The 16,497-nt window shown below is 48.6% G+C and carries 17 protein-coding genes and 1 riboswitch; of the genes, 12 read left to right on the top strand and 5 right to left on the bottom strand.

Translation table 11 applies throughout. The features are described from left to right. The first annotated feature begins 33 nt into the window (after window positions 1-33). Window positions 34-696 carry an amino acid ABC transporter permease gene (locus BN1360_RS19370; RefSeq protein WP_068781455.1) on the top strand — a complete coding sequence of 221 codons (663 nt, stop codon included), beginning with the start codon at window positions 34-36 and terminating at the stop codon, window positions 694-696. Further along, on the top strand, window positions 683-1,405 hold the full coding sequence (locus tag BN1360_RS19365) for an amino acid ABC transporter ATP-binding protein (RefSeq protein WP_068781454.1): 723 nt from the start codon (window positions 683-685) through the stop codon (window positions 1,403-1,405). Before BN1360_RS19370 ends, BN1360_RS19365 begins: the two co-directional genes overlap by 14 nt. A gap of 97 nt (window positions 1,406-1,502) precedes the next feature. Here BN1360_RS19365 and BN1360_RS19360 read toward each other — a convergent pair whose 3' ends face one another. Next, the gene (locus BN1360_RS19360) at window positions 1,503-1,886 is read right to left on the bottom strand and encodes a VOC family protein (protein ID WP_372776383.1); all 384 of its coding nucleotides are present in this window, start codon (window positions 1,884-1,886) and stop codon (window positions 1,503-1,505) included. A 257-nt stretch (window positions 1,887-2,143) separates the two neighbouring features. Continuing rightward, a riboswitch (cyclic di-AMP (ydaO/yuaA leader) is annotated at window positions 2,144-2,359 on the top strand. Window positions 2,360-2,363: 4 nt separating this feature from the next. On the opposite strand from BN1360_RS19360, the gene BN1360_RS19355 reads away from it, so the two are divergent. Then, on the top strand, window positions 2,364-3,053 hold the full coding sequence (locus tag BN1360_RS19355) for a 3D domain-containing protein (protein WP_068781452.1): 690 nt from the start codon (window positions 2,364-2,366) through the stop codon (window positions 3,051-3,053). Between the two features lie 68 nt (window positions 3,054-3,121). Here the strand turns inward: BN1360_RS19355 and BN1360_RS19350 are convergent, their stop codons facing one another. Continuing rightward, complete coding sequence (locus BN1360_RS19350) at window positions 3,122-3,931, bottom strand: polysaccharide deacetylase family protein (protein WP_068781451.1); 810 nt, start codon at window positions 3,929-3,931, stop codon at window positions 3,122-3,124. 417 nt (window positions 3,932-4,348) lie between these two features. Here BN1360_RS19350 and BN1360_RS19345 point away from each other — a divergent pair, with 417 nt between their 5' ends. From BN1360_RS19345 to mobB, 5 genes are read left to right on the top strand one after another with little or no spacing between them, the layout of a single operon-like run. After that, a complete protein-coding gene (locus tag BN1360_RS19345) occupies window positions 4,349-5,044 on the top strand; it encodes a dihydroorotate dehydrogenase electron transfer subunit (RefSeq protein WP_068781450.1) in 696 nt (231 codons plus the stop codon). Next, window positions 5,041-5,973, top strand: coding sequence for a dihydroorotate dehydrogenase (locus tag BN1360_RS19340; protein ID WP_068781449.1), 933 nt, complete (start codon window positions 5,041-5,043; stop codon window positions 5,971-5,973). The genes BN1360_RS19345 and BN1360_RS19340 overlap by 4 nt, the downstream gene beginning before the upstream one ends. A 34-nt stretch (window positions 5,974-6,007) precedes the next feature. Further along, entirely contained in the window at window positions 6,008-6,334 is a 327-nt protein-coding gene (gene lpdD, locus BN1360_RS19335; RefSeq protein WP_068781448.1) for a prenylated flavin chaperone LpdD, read from the top strand. A gap of 18 nt (window positions 6,335-6,352) precedes the next feature. Further along, window positions 6,353-7,630, top strand: coding sequence for a molybdopterin molybdotransferase MoeA (locus tag BN1360_RS19330; protein ID WP_068781447.1), 1,278 nt, complete (start codon window positions 6,353-6,355; stop codon window positions 7,628-7,630). Window positions 7,631-7,633: 3 nt separating this feature from the next. Continuing rightward, a complete protein-coding gene (gene mobB, locus BN1360_RS19325; protein ID WP_068781446.1) occupies window positions 7,634-8,254 on the top strand; it encodes a molybdopterin-guanine dinucleotide biosynthesis protein B in 621 nt (206 codons plus the stop codon). A 9-nt stretch (window positions 8,255-8,263) separates the two neighbouring features. On the opposite strand, the gene xerS is transcribed toward mobB, so the two are convergent. The 3 genes from xerS to BN1360_RS19310 form a co-directional block, all read right to left on the bottom strand. Next, window positions 8,264-9,343, bottom strand: coding sequence for a tyrosine recombinase XerS (gene xerS / locus BN1360_RS19320; RefSeq protein WP_068781445.1), 1,080 nt, complete (start codon window positions 9,341-9,343; stop codon window positions 8,264-8,266). A gap of 6 nt (window positions 9,344-9,349) precedes the next feature. Beyond that, a complete protein-coding gene (locus BN1360_RS19315) occupies window positions 9,350-10,018 on the bottom strand; it encodes a spermine/spermidine synthase domain-containing protein (protein WP_068781444.1) in 669 nt (222 codons plus the stop codon). A 326-nt stretch (window positions 10,019-10,344) separates the two neighbouring features. Further along, entirely contained in the window at window positions 10,345-10,755 is a 411-nt protein-coding gene (locus tag BN1360_RS19310; RefSeq protein WP_068781443.1) for a MarR family winged helix-turn-helix transcriptional regulator, read from the bottom strand. Window positions 10,756-10,951: 196 nt separating this feature from the next. Here BN1360_RS19310 and BN1360_RS19305 point away from each other — a divergent pair, with 196 nt between their 5' ends. The 4 genes from BN1360_RS19305 (at window position 10,952) to BN1360_RS19290 (ending at window position 16,497) form a co-directional block, all read left to right on the top strand. Beyond that, entirely contained in the window at window positions 10,952-12,220 is a 1,269-nt protein-coding gene (locus BN1360_RS19305) for an MFS transporter (RefSeq protein WP_068781442.1), read from the top strand. Window positions 12,221-12,424: 204 nt separating this feature from the next. Beyond that, the gene (locus tag BN1360_RS19300; RefSeq protein ID WP_068781441.1) at window positions 12,425-13,522 is read left to right on the top strand and encodes a DUF3900 domain-containing protein; all 1,098 of its coding nucleotides are present in this window, start codon (window positions 12,425-12,427) and stop codon (window positions 13,520-13,522) included. Window positions 13,523-13,718: 196 nt separating this feature from the next. Further along, window positions 13,719-15,380 carry a spore germination protein gene (locus tag BN1360_RS19295; RefSeq protein WP_068781440.1) on the top strand — a complete coding sequence of 554 codons (1,662 nt, stop codon included), beginning with the start codon at window positions 13,719-13,721 and terminating at the stop codon, window positions 15,378-15,380. 22 nt (window positions 15,381-15,402) lie between these two features. Beyond that, window positions 15,403-16,497, top strand: a complete 1,095-nt coding sequence (locus tag BN1360_RS19290) for a GerAB/ArcD/ProY family transporter (protein WP_068781439.1) — start codon at window positions 15,403-15,405, stop codon at window positions 16,495-16,497.

Below are 16,497 nucleotides of genomic sequence, written 5' to 3'. Positions count from 1 at the left end.
TTTTCTGATGAATTTGGGAGGAATGGTCTGGTTATGAAGTTTTTTACGATGTTTTGGGATTACCGCGATTACTTCTTCACCGGTGTGCAGTATACGCTCTTATTGGCTGCGATCGGTGTTATCTGCGGTTTTATTCTCGGGCTTGTGGTTGCTTTGGTGCGGATGTCGCCCTTAAAAATCGTCCGTTTCATCGGCCATGCTTGGGTAGAGTTCCTGCGCGGAACGCCGATGATGGTACAGCTGTTGATTATTCATTATGGCTTCTCGCAATTATTCGGCGTTAACTTTACTCCGATTCAATCGGGTGCGATTACTTTGTCCATCAATAGCTCGGCTTATTTGGCGGAAATCTTTCGCGCAGGTATTCAAGGCGTGGATCGTGGACAAGGGGAAGCGGCGCGTTCACTCGGGATGTCGCAGGGAATGTCGCTGCGCTTCATCATCATTCCGCAGGCGATTAAATCGGTGCTTCCGGCCATCGGCAATGAATTCATAACGATTATTAAAGAGTCCTCTATCGTCTCCATTATCGGTGTGACCGAGCTGATCTTCCAATCCGGCTCTGTCGTTGGCATCACGTATAACGGGATGACACCGTATCTGATCGTTGCAGTAATTTATTTTATTCTGACATTCACACTATCTCGGGTTTTGGGTGTGTTCGAAAGGAAGTTGAAGGCCAGTGATAACCGTTAAAAATTTGCATAAAAAATTCGGTCATCTCCATATTTTGAAGGGGATAGACCTTGAGGTCCCGCAAGGGGAGGTTGTCGTTGTAATCGGTCCAAGCGGATCGGGGAAGAGCACGTTCCTGCGCTGTCTTAACATGCTGGAGACTCCATCTGAAGGCGAGATTCTGTTCGAAGGCGAATCGATTACCGTACGAGGGCACAACATTAACTTGACTCGTCAGAAGATGGGGATGGTGTTCCAGCAGTTCAATCTGTTTCCGCACAAGACGGTGCTCGATAACATCACCCTTGCGCCTATACGCGTGAAGAAGATGGACAAGAACAAAGCAGAGGCCGTAGCGATGAATCTGCTGCAAACTGTCGGTTTGCAGGATAAGCGGGATGCCTATCCCTCACAATTGTCCGGTGGGCAGAAGCAGCGGATTGCCATTGCCAGAGCGCTGGCGATGGAGCCGCATGTAATGCTGTTTGATGAACCGACCTCCGCGCTTGACCCCGAGATGGTCGGAGAAGTGCTTGATGTTATGAAGAAGCTGGCCGACAAAGGAATGACGATGGTCATCGTTACGCATGAAATGGGCTTTGCCCGTGAGGTCGGCGATCGCATCATCTTTATGGATCAAGGCCAGGTTTTGGAGCAAGGCTCGCCACAGCAAGTATTTGGTGCGCCTAAGGAGCAGCGGACGAAGGAGTTCCTGAGCAAAGTACTCTAACCGAGCGATATATTTGCGCGAGGAATGGAAGGGGCGATCCCGGTAGTAAATACTACTTGGGGATCGTCCTTTTTGCTAGTATCGCGAACAGGGATGCTCAAGGTGCTACCAACTCGACTTTTATTCGATCAGGGTCTTCGAAAAACAAGGCATAATAGTCTTCTCCGCCGGCGAAAGGATGCCTATCCTGATAAAGCACGTTTAATCCTCTGGACCGAATCTTGACAGTCAGCTCATCCACTTGTTGCCGTGAATTCGCATGGAATGCCAAATGGTTCAGCCCCACACGACATCGATTGTAGGGAACGTCCAGGTATTTCTCTTTGGCTTGAACAAACACTAGATAAGTGTCTCCTAATTTCCAGCTCCGGCCTTCTTCCCATTCCTGAAACGGCGCATAACCAAGCTCTGACAGAAACCATCCCCAGAATTCTGCCGAACGTTTAAGGTTTGAGACGTAAATCTCGATATGATGCAGCAAGCCCAATGCTTCACCCCTCCAACCCAATATTTTCGCTATGCGGAATACCATCCTATCCGTTCTTTACTACTATAGAGGTCGAACCAAAGAAAGAGCAAGTCCGGCTTTTCCAGTCCACATTTCTCATGTTGAGTTGCGCTTATATAGTAAACATATAACTGTATTTGTCATTAATTAAGATTAAAAATACCTTGTTACATCAGGCTTTGTGCGCAAATGGTAACAATTACATGAGCTATTGGTTACAAAGTTGTGATATATTCAATGAGCCGAAACTTACTAGGACAAGTGCGGGGGACGATTTAACGAAAGGCCGATTTGAAATGGAGTCATTTACAGATTGGCTATCTTGGGGTGAAGCGCGGCTGATAAAGTAACAAAAAATGAATCTATCATTTGTTACTATTCTCGCGTAGGGAAGCTTCCTTTTCCCGAATCCGACAACTAACTCCGCAGGCGAAATCAAAGGAGGACAACATGAAGAAACAACATACATGGACATTCAAGCGCATGATGAAGACAGCATTGATTACCGCTGGATTATTTGGAGCGATCCAATCCGTTCCTGCGCTGGCCGACTCGTTACATACAGCGAAGGAAGGAGATACATTCTATACACTTTCGAAGCAGTATGGAGTGCCGATGGACAAGCTGATGACCGCTAATCCGACTATCCAGGCAACCAATATATACGAAGGTCTTAGCATCACAATTCCTGATAACAAGAGCAATACGATGTCTGCTCCAGAAATGAAGGCTTCATCTGCCGACAGCGCCATTCTGCTGCCTACGCTAAGCGTACTTGCAGATCAAAAGGTGGTTGAAGCTTGGGGCAAGAGCTTTAATTACTCCAAGACGATCAGCGCCAAAGCGACGGCGTATTCTTCAGCTCCAAGTGAAAATGGCGGATATGGCGCGGTAGATTATTATGGCAACCCGCTCAAACTAGGAACGATTGCAGTGGACCCGAAAGTGATTCCTCTGGGCACCAAGGTGCTCGTAACCGGACATGATCATGAAGGCCTGCCTAAGAAAGCTTTTGTAGCGACAGCGACAGATATCGGTGGAGCGATCAAGGGCAACCGGATCGATATTTTCATCCCGGGCAGTACTTCCTTTGTGAACCAGTTTGGTTATCAGGATGTTAAGTTGTTTGTATTGAAATAGCAGATTATAGATTCATCGATTTTATAGGGCCGTACCGGACAGAAGCTGTTCCGGTACGGCCCTATTTATTACAATTTATTTTTCTTGGTTTGGAGCATATCGGCCACATTAACGAATTGATAGCCTTTGGATTTCAATTGTTCGATAATCTCGGGCAGCGCCTCGATCGTACCGTTCAGGTTAGAGCCCGAGCCGCCTCCGGCATGCTGGAGAACGATCGATCCGGGACCAACCGTTTCAAGCACGTTCTGCTTGACCTTGTCCTTGTCGAGCCCCTTCCAATCCAGAGAATCGACGTTCCAGTTTACGACTCTGTAGCTATGCCGCTTCGCCCAACGAACCTGAGCTTCATTAATATCACCGTATGGAGGCCGAATCAGCTTCGGGCGATAACCGACGATATTTTGAATCACCTTTTCGGTCCGCAGTATTTCGGACTGGAACTCCTGCATCGAATGCTTCTTGAATTGATTGTGAGTATAGGAATGGTTGCCGATGATATGGCCATCACGGTGGATTTGCCGAACGAGATCAGGATGTTTCTTGGCCCGGCTGCCTACGACGAAAAAGGTGGCTTTGACACCTTCACGCTTCAGTATTTTCAACACTTGCGGCGTGAATCGGGGGTCTGGCACATCGTCGAAAGTAAGTGCGACCTGCTTCACCCGAGGACCGCGGAATACAAAGGTCTCGGAATATTTGCGCTGCAGCTCGGCTAGATTAAGCGGCTTTTCACTGCTCTCAGTGGATGTAGGTGCCGTGTCCTCCGTACCCGGTGCACCCGGTGACGACCGTTTGGCTTCAATGCTCCCAGAGCTTGGGAACAACATGAGCAGGATGGTGCAGACGATCATCCAGTGTTTGAGTTTTGTGGACATAGCATTACCTCTTCTCCAAAATAAATGTCATGTTCTGGTATGCCCATATTCATTGAAAAATATGAGAAAATGGTTAATTTTCAAGGTAAGCGTTTTACTCAGGGCTAAATCGTTTTGGGGTGATGTTTATCACAGACTAGTAGGCGAGAAAAATTGCATCCTTAAATGAAGTGTATAAAATCAAGCAGGCGTCTATAGTGTGTTCAAAAAGGCCGGTTTTGCAGTAACGGAGCTCATGTTTCCGATATGAGATTTTTCCAAACGCTTCTGTTGGATGAGCATAGGAACTGAGAAGAGGGGCGCAGGAAGTTGGTCGTGAACAACTGAGAGGCTTTCGCAGGCCACATGGCTTCGTCGGCTTTTCGGATCGGAAGTGGGCTTTTTGAACAACCTCAATAAGAAAGGGGACTGAACAATTTGACGGAAGTCGTATCCAATGAGGAAGTAGCACCAGGAGTATTTCGTCTGGCCGTTGCCGGTCAATTCGTCGGGAAGATGGGCCAGTTTTACATGATACGCGCATGGGACCATTATCCGCTGCTGTCCAGGCCGCTGAGTATTTTCGATATTACGCCTGGACGGATCGAATTTCTGTATTTAGTCGTTGGAGAGGGAACGAGACTATTCTCAAATTTGAAGCAAGGGGATCATGTGAGGCTGGAAGGTCCGTTTGGAAATGGATTTGAAGCTCCGGAAGGCAAGACGGCATTTGTTGGCGGGGGAATCGGGATTGCCCCGTTTTATTATGCCCTGCGCCAGGTTCCGAATGCCGACGTGTATCTCGGCTTTAGCCGCGAGTCTTACATGGTAGAAGAATTCCGTGCAGCTTCCGCTGCACAGATACATGTCAATGTGGGTGGCGTGATTCTCGACGATCTCGATTTTGAGCACTATGATACGATCATAGCCTGCGGACCCCATCCGATGCTGCACGCTGTGCAGCGCAAGCAACAAGCTTCATCCGGACGAGCCAAGGTATATGTCTCACTAGAGAACCGGATGGCTTGCGGGATTGGGGCCTGTCTGGTATGCAGTGTAAAATGTAAAGACAAACGGAAGAAGGCTTGTACGGATGGTCCTGTATTTCCGGCAGAGGAGGTTGTATTCGAATGATCGATTTATCATGTTCTTTCGGCAAGCTGACGTTTAAGAATCCGCTCGTTATGGCCTCCGGAACCTTCGGATTTGGACAGGAATATGGAGCGCTCTATGAGCTGAATCGCCTTGCGGGAATTTCCGGCAAAGGGCTGACCCTTCACCCGAAGGCAGGCAATGACGGCATAAGAGTCTATGAGACGCCATCCGGGTTGTTGAACAGCGTTGGCCTGGAGAATCCGGGAGTCGAAGCTTTCCTAAGCGAGGAGTGTCCGCGCTGGGAGCAGCTGGATCTGATTCGCATTGTGAATCTGGGCGGGAATACGATGGAGGACTATGTGGAGGGAGCTGAACGAATCGAAGCGGATGCCAAGCGAAGGGCGCTTGCGGGTAATCCGGCTGTCGACATGATTGAACTCAATATTTCCTGTCCCAATGTCAAAGCGGGCGGGATGGCCTATGGCATCCAGACGGAGACGGCACGGGAGGTCGTCAGGAAGGTACGTGCTGCGACGTCGCTGCCGCTTGTCATCAAATTGTCTCCGAATGCGGAGGACATTGTAGGCATGGCCGTCATGTGTGAGCAGGAAGGGGCCGATGGCGTATCCCTCATAAATACTTTCTCGGCGATGAAGATCGATATATACAAACGCCGCAGCGTGTTTAACAATCTCTATGCCGGCTTATCCGGCCCTGCGATCAAGCCGATCGCACTGCGCATGGTGCATCAGGTAAGCAAGGCTGTATCGATTCCGGTGATGGGAATGGGCGGGATTTGCAGCGGAACCGATATTATCGAATTTATTATGGCCGGGGCAGCAATCACGCAGGTTGGAACCTATAATTTTATGAATTTGCGGGCTGGAGAGGACTTGCTTGATCAAGTGGAGCAATTTATGATCGCCGAGAACATTTCTACCTTGGACGAAATCCGCGGCATCCTATAGAATTAGGAGAGGATGTTCAGAGGAGGCAGGAAGAATGGCGTTTGAGGATATTAAATTGCAGGCTGTTCCCATGGGGCGCGATCTGGTGATCTTGATTACCGGCGGGGTCGAACATATCGGTGCCGCTTCAACGGCTTATTGGAATGGTGAAAATATAGAGGTTGAGACCACCGCAGTACCGGGGCATAAGGAGCATGTCTTGACGGTTAATATGGCTAGAAAAGCAGCACAGAGGCTGAAATGTACCGTGACTGTCGTTATGGGAATTCATTATGATCACTTAAGCAAGGCTGAAATCACCGAAGTGTCGGCTCGTACGGAAGCTGTGTTCGGCGATTATCTCAGCGCCTGTTCCGAATAGGAAGGAAGGGGAAAAGACATGGACAAGACAGCAGCAACAAACGAAGATAAATTCCGTCGCCATGCCGTATCCGTCGAAGCGGCCCAGGCTCGCATCATGCCATTCGTCGTCCCGGGCGGAACGGAGCAAGTGAAGCTTGCTGAATCGATGGGGCGGATTCTGGCTGAAGATGTGGTTGCACCCCATCCGTATCCGTTCTTCCGCCGTTCAGGCATGGACGGCTATGCGGTCAAGAGCAGCGATACAGAGCATTGTCATGCGGAGGAGCCGGTTCTGCTGCAAGTGGTAGATCAAATCCCTTGCGGCAGTTTGCCTTCTGTACCTCTTGTTCCCGGCACAGCGGCTCGCATTATGACGGGGGCGAAGGTGCCCGATGAGGCGGATGCGGTTATTATGCTAGAGATGACGGAGCTGGAGATCCAGGATGGACGAACTTATATCAAGCTAAGACGGCCGATTTCGCCGGGCCTTAATATTACTCCGGTCGGTTACGAAATTTCCGCAGGGGAACGGCTTCTGGAGAAAGGACGCAAGCTGTCCGCTGGCGAGATCTCTGTGCTGGCTACCTTCGGGTTGGCTGCGGTTCCGGTAATGAAGCGTCCGCGGGTGGCTGTGCTCTCTACCGGTTCCGAGCTGCTGGATGTGGATGAGCCGCTGGTGGATGGCAAGATTCGCAATAGCAATACCTATATGCTGGCGAGTCAGATTATTGAAGCGGGAGGGGAGCCTCATCTGCTTGAAGCGATTCCCGATCAATTGGACAAGGCCCGGCGGATCATCGGGCAGGCTTTGATCAATTATGATGTTGTGATTACGACCGGTGGAGTGTCCGTCGGCGATTACGACATTATGGCTGATCTGGTCAAGGGGCCGGATGTAGAAATGCTGTTCAACAAAGTGACGATGCGCCCGGGCAGTGTGACGACAGCAGCGGTGAAGAACGGGAAGATGCTGTTTGCGCTTTCCGGTAATCCCGGCGCTTGCTTCGTCGGCTTCGAGCTGTTTGTACGTCCGCTGCTTGGCGGGATGCTTGGCCGGGAGAAGCCGTTTCTGACGGAGATCCCTGCGGAACTGGGCAGCGATTACAAGAAAATCAACAACTTCACCCGGTTCGTAAGAGGAAGGCTGGATTTTTCCTCCGGGAAGGCAATCGCTTATCCGGCAGCGCTTGATGAATCGTCTGTCATGGTCACGATCAAGGACAGCGACGTGCTGATCGTCATACCCCCAACGACCACAGGGCTTCAGGCCGGTGAGCAGGTTAAAGCGCTGAGGCTGCCTGGCGGGGGCTGGTGAGAGATGAGTAGGCCTGCGCCGCCCGCTGTTATGCAAATCGTCGGTTATAAGGACAGCGGGAAGACAACGCTGATCAGCAGGCTGCTGCCCTTGTTCAGCCATATGAAGCTGCGAGTAGCCGTGATCAAGCATGATGCTCATGGCTTTGAGATCGATCATGATGGGACGGATACGTATGCTTTTCGCCGTCATGGCGCAGCAGCGATCGCTATCACATCTCCTTACCGGACGGCCTTGATAGAAGAGCAGGAGACTTCCTTGATGGAATTAATCGCGCGATTCGGCGGTTACGATCTGATTCTGGTGGAGGGTTATAAGCGAGAGGCATTTCCGAAGATTGTGATGCTTCGCAGCGAAGAAGATCGGGTACTGCTGCAGGAGCTAAATCAGGTGAAGGCCTATGTAGTGAGGGAAACAGAGACGGCAGGGAATGGAAAAGCGGCGAATGAAATCCCCCGGACTGCAAAAGCGCAGTCCGGCCCTGCGCAATTGGCAGGGACTGGACAAGCCTTGCGGGGAGGGGAAGTCACCGCCGCGCCTTTCGCTCATTTTGCAGCAAATGAGCTTGAGAAGATAGCGGCCTGGGTCCTAAGCGAAGCGGGGCTAACGCCCCTTGCTGAATAGGATAATGTACTATTCAACTCGCCGCTCGATCGCCTCGGACATCGTCTTGTCGGTCAAGTGAGCGTATACCTCGGTCGTTTCGGTCGAGGCATGGCCAAGCTGCTCCTTCGTCTTATAAATGTCATTTTGCAGATAGTAATCGGTAGCAAACGAATGGCGAAGCTTATGGACAGTCAGATAAGGTTTGCCAAAGCGTTTGGCATATTTGATAATCATTGCTTGGATGGCTCTCTTTGTCATTCGCTTGCCTTCGGCCTGGCCGTTGGGAAGCGCGACGAAGAGGGCTTTTTCCCGTTTCGGGGTGCGGTATCTGGTCTCCCGCAACGTTAAGTAATGGACGAGGTCGTCTTTGGACTGCTCGCGGAAATAGACCGGGGTCTTGAACGTCTCGTCATTGTTCCCTTTACGGTATACGTAGAGCAGCTTATTGTTTAGATCCAGATCATTCACATTCAAATTAACGACCTCGGATACGCGAAGTCCGGAATTCAAAATAAGGCTGGCAATACAGGCATCGCGTTCTTTATTATGCTCGTGCGCATACAGCGCCTGCTTATTATTTTCGATATCATGTCCATATCCTTCGGCAATGTAGCTAATGAACTCAATAAGTTCATCCTCTTCAAGGATCTTTCCCTTCAGCTTGGCTGCCGTATCCTTCGGTTTATGGATGCGCTTAATTTCCACCTTGGCCATAATATTGCGTTTCAGCAGCGGGTAGAAGTTCTCGTCCTCGGCGATTTGACTTAGATAATGAAACAGGGAGCGGAGGGAGGACATTTTGCGTGAAACCGTGATCTTGGAGTTCGTCCCCTCTGTGCGAGTCGTTAAATGCAGGCGATAGCCAACGATGCTCTCCATTCGCAAGGTTTCCAGCTCCAGCAGAGTCACCCCTGCGTTATTTACAGCTGCAGATAATCCTTCGGCACGAAGCCAGCCCAAAAATTGCTCATAATCTCTTATATATTCCAGCAGTGTGGAGGGGGAGAGATCCGGCAGCTTATAATCGATGAATTGCTGTACGAACCAAGGCATGTGAACTAACCGTTCGTCCAGCTTCTTGCGATCGATCACCTTTTGTACATTCATTTGTTATTACACCTCCAGCTTGCGTGAGAGAAATATGTAATCCGGTTCCCCACGGGATTGCTCAACCGTAAGCACCTCGACATGGCCAAAATATCGCTTCATTCGTTCTGCAAATTCAGGAGAAGCAGTGGCACTCCAGAAGGTAATGCACCCACCGGGCTGAAGCAGCTTATGCAATTTACAGAAGCTGTTCTCGTGATACAGGGAATGATTCTGCTCGAACACTTTCCAATCCGGGCCGTTGTCAATGTCCAGACAGATTAGGTCAAATTGCTCCTCCGCCACTTCCATCCATTCGATGAGATCTGCGTGAATGAGTCGGGTTTTAGGATGCTCCAATGCCCGACCGGACTTATCCGCCAGTTCCAGCTTATTCCACGCAATAATCTTCTGCTCGATTTCTACGACGGTCACTTGTTCTACTCGAGGGTGGATCAGGGCCTCCTGCAGGGAGAACCCGACGCCAAGTCCGCCAATCAATACATGATGAGGCTGTGAGACATATTGTAAAGCACAACGCACAAGCAGGCGCTCTGATTTCCCATTGTAGGTTGCCATGAGAAATGTGCCATTGCTGATGATTTCGTAATCTTTTCCCCTACGTTGAAGCTGGATTTCGCCTCGGGGGGTCATCGCCCGCTCGATAATCTCCACAGGATAGTCGCTATAGTTCATAAGAGCGCATCTCCTTTGCTTAAAATAAGTGTTCAGAAAAGGACGGTTTTCAGCACCGGGAAGCTTGGATGTTAAATATAAACCCTAGTTTATTGGTTATTAGCAAAACTGACTTAAATCCTACTTTCTATTGTACACGAATGCGGCTTGAAAATATCAACAAATCTCATTTATTATAAAATTACATCATATGAAAAATTCATAATAGAAAGACCCAAAAACGTATCTTGCTGCTTCGAACAATAATGCAAATTTTACATTTTTTAGCGCTAACATCCACCGTCAAAAAGATGCAGTTGAAAACTCCAAAGCAGAAAAAAGCTCTTTCAATTAAAGGTTCGGTTGAGCTTCTTCAAGAGAGCGCCAAATTGTTCAGCTTCCTCATCGCTCCAATCCTTCAGCAGATTGCTGATCCGTTCCTGCCGCGCCGTTCTCGCTTCCTGAAATTTATGCTGCCCTAATTCGGTTACCTCCAGAAAAAAAGCTCTGCCATCAGACGGATCAGGGGTGCGCAATACATAACCTTTCTCTTCTAACGAAGATACCTGTCTGCTGACGGTCGATATATCAAGATGGAATTCATCGGCCAAAGTCTTAATTCCAGCCTTTCCATGCCTCATTATTTGATGCATTAAGATATAGGCCGAGCGGTCAAGCACCTCGTGCTTACGATTAGTCATTCTGCGGTATAGGATTGCAAGCTCAAGCTCAATCTTATCCAGATTATAATGTTCCACTTCAACTCACCTCAAATAATTATACAAGCTGTATTATGTCCACCAACTAATAGTAACACATTGCGCATAGCAATATAAATTCAAAGCAAGTTGATCGAAATTGTATTGACAAGATCGAAAGTAGTTGTATAATACAATGATGTAGTTGTATTGTACAATTACATTTTATAGAAACAGAGATGGAGGGAAATGATACATGTCTTCAAAATCAGCGGCACTATCTGCCGAATCAAGTCTATTGGAGCCGGAACAGACCGCAACGAGCTTGCTTAAGCAGCCAAGAGCGGTATGGGCTGTATTCTTTGCCAGTATCGTTGCCTTCATGGGTCTGGGGCTGGTCGATCCGATTCTGCCAGCGATTGCAAAAAATTTAAATGCCAGCAGCAGTGAGGTATCCTTGCTGTTCACAAGCTATAACGCGGTGATGGCGATTGCCATGCTGATTACCGGCGTGATATCTTCAAGACTGGGAATAAAAAGAACCTTATTGCTCGGCATCGTTATTATTGCGATATTCTCATTTTTAGGCGGCTACTTCGACAATATATGGATGATCATCGGCATGCGTGGAGGCTGGGGCCTCGGTAACGCGTTGTTCGTAGCTACCGCATTGTCAGCGATTGTTACTCTCTCCGGCAGCGGCACGACGCAAGCGGTCATTTTGTATGAAGCCGCGGTCGGTTTAGGCATTTCTGTCGGGCCATTGCTTGGCGGATGGCTCGGAGCCATCAGCTGGAAGGGCCCTTTCTTTGGCGTAGCTTCATTAATGGTTGTAGCTTTCATCGGCCTTAGCGCATTTATGCCTCGGTCTAAGGTTTCAGCTTCGGCAGGCGAAAGTTCCGGAACACCTTCCAAAACCTCAATTTCAGCACCCTTCCGTGCTTTGAAGCATCGCTCTTTACTTGTTCTCGGATTAACTGCCTGCTTCTACAATTTTGGATTTTTTACACTGATGGCTTATGCGCCTCTAGTACTGGGTGAGATGGGCGTGGATGAGCATGGCCTCGGTTATATCTTTTTGGGCTGGGGAATCTTGCTGGCGATCACATCTGTATTCGTGGCCCCGATTTTGAAAGAAAAATTCGGCACCATTAAGTCGATGAGCGCGTTGTTGTTCTTGTTCTCTCTCTGCCTGCTTGCGATGGGGATCTGGACAGATTCCAAGCTGGCTATCATTATCTCCGTAATAGCTGCCGGTGCGTTGCTGGGCAACAATAACACATTGATTACAGCTGCCGTTATGAATGCAGCTCCGGTTGAGCGCTCTACAGCCTCGGCTGCCTATAGCTTCCTGCGCTTTATCGGCGGAGCGATTGCCCCTTATTTGGCGGGGAAATTAGGCGAAAGCTTCAATTCTCATGTGCCATTTATTGTGGGAGCTGCCTTTGTGCTCATCGCTGTCCTGTTCGTCTTTATGAACCAGCACCATGTCAAGCATGTGGATGATGCTCCAAGCGGACATTAATACCAATAGCTGCTTTGGATGGGATTCATTTTTTGGATGAATTTTAATCCCGGCCAATCAATACTCTGGAACGATCGATCAGCAACCGGATCCGTTCCAGGGTATTTTCATTTTATGGACACAACACCTTCGCGACATATTTCGTGATATAATGAGCTATTGTCTGCTACGGATTTTTCAGATGCGTAAAGGGGTTATTATTTCATGAAATTTACGGTTAATTACTTATCATTCTTCGTTATTCAGGTTGAGGGCAAGGAAGGCCAGACAGTCAAGAATTACAAGCATTTTCAGACGATGGACGGCTACGAGTACGTGGACAGTGAGATCCGTTCTTTTCTGGACGGGGAGTTCTCACGGATCGCCAAGCGCAAGGTGGAGAAGAATCCTGCGGTGGAGCAGGCTCCAACGAAGATAGGGCGTTTTATTGTAGAACCTGGCTATGAGCTGGACAGCAATCCGAACTTCAATATGTTCGCGAGACTGCGCGGAGCTGAGGATAAGGAAGATTACAAGAATGCCTGTGATGATCTGGTTCGCAGCTACCTGGATACGAGCTCCGTTCGCGGAGGAGCTTTGATCGTTATACAGGCGAAGCTGGAGAAATATTCGGAGGATCCGTATATCTTCGTACTGAAATGTGACTTTGAACCGAAGATCGCCCGGATTTCTGATGAACGCAGCCTGATCAGCACGGTTGAGATGGCGATCAGTGCGCGTAATATGAAATCAATCCTATATCCGCATATGTATGAGGAAGGGATGGTTGACGAATGGGAATTGAAGATTCATCAATCCTCCCATGCCAAATATTTTGAAGATTTCCTCCGCTTTGTTACGTATGAGATGTCGATCCCGGAGATCGTCAATGAGCAGGTTATGGAGTTCGTCCAGACTTATGTTGAGAACAAATGGCCGGATGAGAACGAGGAAGAGCGCCAGCAGGTAGAGAAGGAAATTGAGTTATGGGCGGCGAGTGAGAAGCGGGTGATCCAGGATAAATGGGAGCCGGCAGAGGTTATTGAGGCCGCCGAGCGTATTGTAGAGATTAAGCCGGAGATTGAACTGAAATTCAGAATCGGCGATACGGTCGTTAAGGGAAAATTAGCTGACTTCGGCAATGAGGTTCATATCGCCAAGTTGAATGGCCGTTATGCGGTGATCCTCGAAGGTGAATCTATTTCTTTTGATAAGGCATTCTCTCCGGTAGAGCTGCTGCAGCCGGATTCATTTGAGGTTGTCGCTCAGCGGATCATGGATAAGAAGGTAGAGGTAGAGGACGATGATTTGCCTCCTTTTTAGGTTTTATTTTTGATCATCATACAACAGGCAACAAGCGCTTATTCGCTGCGGAATAGTTTACCGCCGGATAAGCGCTTTTTCTTGTGGACACATGCTCCTTTTGCATGATTTGGACAGTTATGGAAAGACTACATGTTGCGAATATTACGTCGAATTTCGGTAATCTCATGGCTTTTGAGCCGTTAGGATGATAAATATGTGGAAATTCATAGTATCCCATTTTCCGGGGTGGGACGTTATTCTTCAAGCGGTCATGTCATTGGTTCTGCCGGTGGTCTTCTACTTTCTGTCTAATTGGTTGAAATCCCAATTGAACAATCGCAGCTCTGCAAAGAGCAAGGGGGCAAGTACGTCGAAAGCTGCAAGTAATAATGACGGGGGAGAGACTCCCGGCGAACAGCCGGTAACGGGGAACTATGACCGTGATCTTGCGGTGCTTAAGCAGCAATCCGTTCGTCATTGCGATGTTCATATTCGGGAGTTCATCCTCCGGGAAGAGAAAAAGGCCGCTCTTCTGTATGCAGATGGTCTTTATGATAAAAATCTGATGGATACACGGGTGCTGGAATCATTGATGAACCATTGTGGGGATGACCCCCCTATTCCCATTACGAGGGAAAGTCTGTTGGAGCAGATTCTGTCCATTAGCCAAGTCAGCGATACTCGCCATCTGGATCAGGTAATAGAAAGCATATTAACGGGTTCTGTAGCGCTGCTGGTTGAAGGGGTAGAAGAAGTGGTGTTTATGAACGGATCTGCCGGAAATAGCAGGCCTATAGAGGAACCGGTATCCGAAGGCCTGTTAAGAGGCCCGCGCACTGGCTTTACAGAAACCTTAAGCGAGAATACCGCCTTATTAAGGCGTCATGGCAGGAACGAGAGCCTGCAGATGACCAAATTCAAGGTTGGAGCGCGCGCCCAAAAGGATCTGATCATCGCTTACATGAGGGATATCGCCAATTCTGAACTGGTCGAAGAGGTTATCCGCCGGGTTGAAGCGATCAATATGGACTATGTGGCGGAATCAGGTTATGTGGAGCAGCTGATTGAGGACAACAGCATGAGCCTGTTCCAGCAGGTCCAGAACACCGAGCGGCCGGACCGGGTCATCGGTGCTTTAATGGAAGGCAGGGTAGCCATTTTACTTGATGGAACTCCCTTTGCATTAATTGTTCCCGTGACCTTCAGCATGCTGCTCCAGTCGCCGGAGGATTATTACGAGCGCTGGATACCAGCTACACTACTGCGGTTGTTGCGATTTTTCACCGCTTTTTTAGCCGTATTTACACCCGCTATATATATCTCCTTTATTACCTATAATCAGGGACTGATTCCTACTGAGTTAGTAGTCACGATTATAGAGGCCAGGCAGACCGTCCCGTTTCCCTCGATAATTGAGGCGCTAATTATGGAAGTTTCGATTGAAATCCTTAGAGAAGCCGGCATTCGGCTGCCCAAGCCAATCGGCCCTGCGATGGGTATCGTTGGAGGTCTGATTATTGGCGATGCTGCGGTAAATGCGGGGATTATCAGTCCTTTCCTGGTTATTGTTGTGGCGGTAACGGCTATATCATCCTTTGCTATTCCATCCTACAGTGCCGGGATTACTCTACGGATGCTGAGGTTTCTGGCGATGTTCTTTGCGGCGTTTCTGGGGCTGTTTGGAACCGTGCTGTTTTTCATCTTGATCTGCAGCCATCTGTCGAAGCTGAAGAGCTTTGGCGTACCATATGTCAGCCCAATGTCTCCATACCGGTTGAATGACTGGAAGGACTTTGTATTTCGCATGCCATTCAAGCTGATGAACCGGCGCCCCATCCTGATGAAGACGAAGGATTCCAGCCGCAGAAGTAAATGAGGGCGTGATCGAGGAGGATTATATGTTAACCGAGGATAAGAAAATCACGACTTCACAAACCGCAGTGATTATCAGCAACTGTATGCTTGGGTCGGGGATACTCACTTTACCAAGAGTACTTGCTGACAAGATGAATAACTCTGATGGCTGGATATCCATTATCCTCGGAGGCATTCTGGTCGTGCTGACCGGAACCTGCATCGTTAAGCTATGCCAGCGATTTCCGGGCAAGACACTTTTTCAATTTTCCAGAGATCTTATGGGAAAGTGGCTGGGAAGCTTGTTCAATGTTGGAATTGCGGCTTTTTATATTTTTATAGCTGCCTTTGAGCTGAGAGTGATGTTCGAAGTAACCACGCTCTACCTGCTTGAGGATGTTCCCCGATGGGGGATTATGATGTCCTTTATTTGGGTTGGCTTATATCTAATCCTGGGTGGGCTTGGGGCGATAGCCCGATTATACGAGATCATACTGCCAATCACTATCGTGGTATTTGTTTTTTCGATGATTCTGAGCAGTAAAGTGTTCGAAATAGACAATTTGCTCCCTGTGCTTGGTGACGGAGTTCTCCCAGCATTGCAAGGTGTCGGTTCAACCGTGCTCGTATTTCTGGGGCATGAAATTATGTTCATCCTCACCGCTTCAATGAAGCATCCCGGAAAGGCCGGGACGGCGCTAGTTATGGGGATAACGGTCCCTTTATTCCTGAATCTGATCGCTTTCATCATGGTGATCGGCGGAATTAGTGTGCATGGGGCCGTCAGCAGTACCTGGCCGATCGTGGATTTATTGCGAAGCTTCGAGATTAAGGGGCTTTTCTTCGAGAGGTTCGATTTCTTCCTGCTTGTTGTCTGGATCATGCAAATTCTAACAACCTTCTCTATTTTGCAATATATATCTACAACCGGGATTGCACAAACCTTCCGAACAAGCAAGAAACCGATTCTATATTTATCGATGCCGGTCATATTTATCATTGCTTCGTTTCCCCGAGACGTAAATGAGCTCTTTCAGTTCGGTGGCTTCTTTGCTAATGTCGGGGTTGCTATATTCATCATTCTGCCTCCATTAATGCTGCTATATGCCATTATTTTCAAAAAGGGGGATGCGAGGTGA

Origin of the sequence: Paenibacillus sp. GM2, from assembly GCF_900069005.2 — a bacterium.
In the GTDB taxonomy this organism is placed as follows: domain Bacteria; phylum Bacillota; class Bacilli; order Paenibacillales; family Paenibacillaceae; genus Fontibacillus.
This window is presented reverse-complemented; position numbering and strand designations above follow the sequence as displayed.

Excerpts from the sequence above, each read along its gene's own strand:
- BN1360_RS19295 (WP_068781440.1), top strand. The coding sequence starts at position 13,719 with ATGTGGAAATTCATAGTATCCCATTTTCCGGGGTGGGACGTTATTCTT.
- BN1360_RS19330 (WP_068781447.1), top strand. The coding sequence starts at position 6,353 with ATGGACAAGACAGCAGCAACAAACGAAGATAAATTCCGTCGCCATGCC.
- BN1360_RS19355 (WP_068781452.1), top strand. The coding sequence starts at position 2,364 with ATGAAGAAACAACATACATGGACATTCAAGCGCATGATGAAGACAGCA.
- lpdD (WP_068781448.1), top strand. The coding sequence starts at position 6,008 with ATGGCGTTTGAGGATATTAAATTGCAGGCTGTTCCCATGGGGCGCGAT.
- BN1360_RS19350 (WP_068781451.1), bottom strand. The coding sequence starts at position 3,931 with ATGTCCACAAAACTCAAACACTGGATGATCGTCTGCACCATCCTGCTC.
- BN1360_RS19300 (WP_068781441.1), top strand. The coding sequence starts at position 12,425 with ATGAAATTTACGGTTAATTACTTATCATTCTTCGTTATTCAGGTTGAG.
- BN1360_RS19340 (WP_068781449.1), top strand. The coding sequence starts at position 5,041 with ATGATCGATTTATCATGTTCTTTCGGCAAGCTGACGTTTAAGAATCCG.
- xerS (WP_068781445.1), bottom strand. The coding sequence starts at position 9,343 with ATGAATGTACAAAAGGTGATCGATCGCAAGAAGCTGGACGAACGGTTA.
- BN1360_RS19315 (WP_068781444.1), bottom strand. The coding sequence starts at position 10,018 with ATGAACTATAGCGACTATCCTGTGGAGATTATCGAGCGGGCGATGACC.
- mobB (WP_068781446.1), top strand. The coding sequence starts at position 7,634 with ATGAGTAGGCCTGCGCCGCCCGCTGTTATGCAAATCGTCGGTTATAAG.
- BN1360_RS19370 (WP_068781455.1), top strand. The coding sequence starts at position 34 with ATGAAGTTTTTTACGATGTTTTGGGATTACCGCGATTACTTCTTCACC.
- BN1360_RS19305 (WP_068781442.1), top strand. The coding sequence starts at position 10,952 with ATGTCTTCAAAATCAGCGGCACTATCTGCCGAATCAAGTCTATTGGAG.
- BN1360_RS19290 (WP_068781439.1), top strand. The coding sequence starts at position 15,403 with ATGTTAACCGAGGATAAGAAAATCACGACTTCACAAACCGCAGTGATT.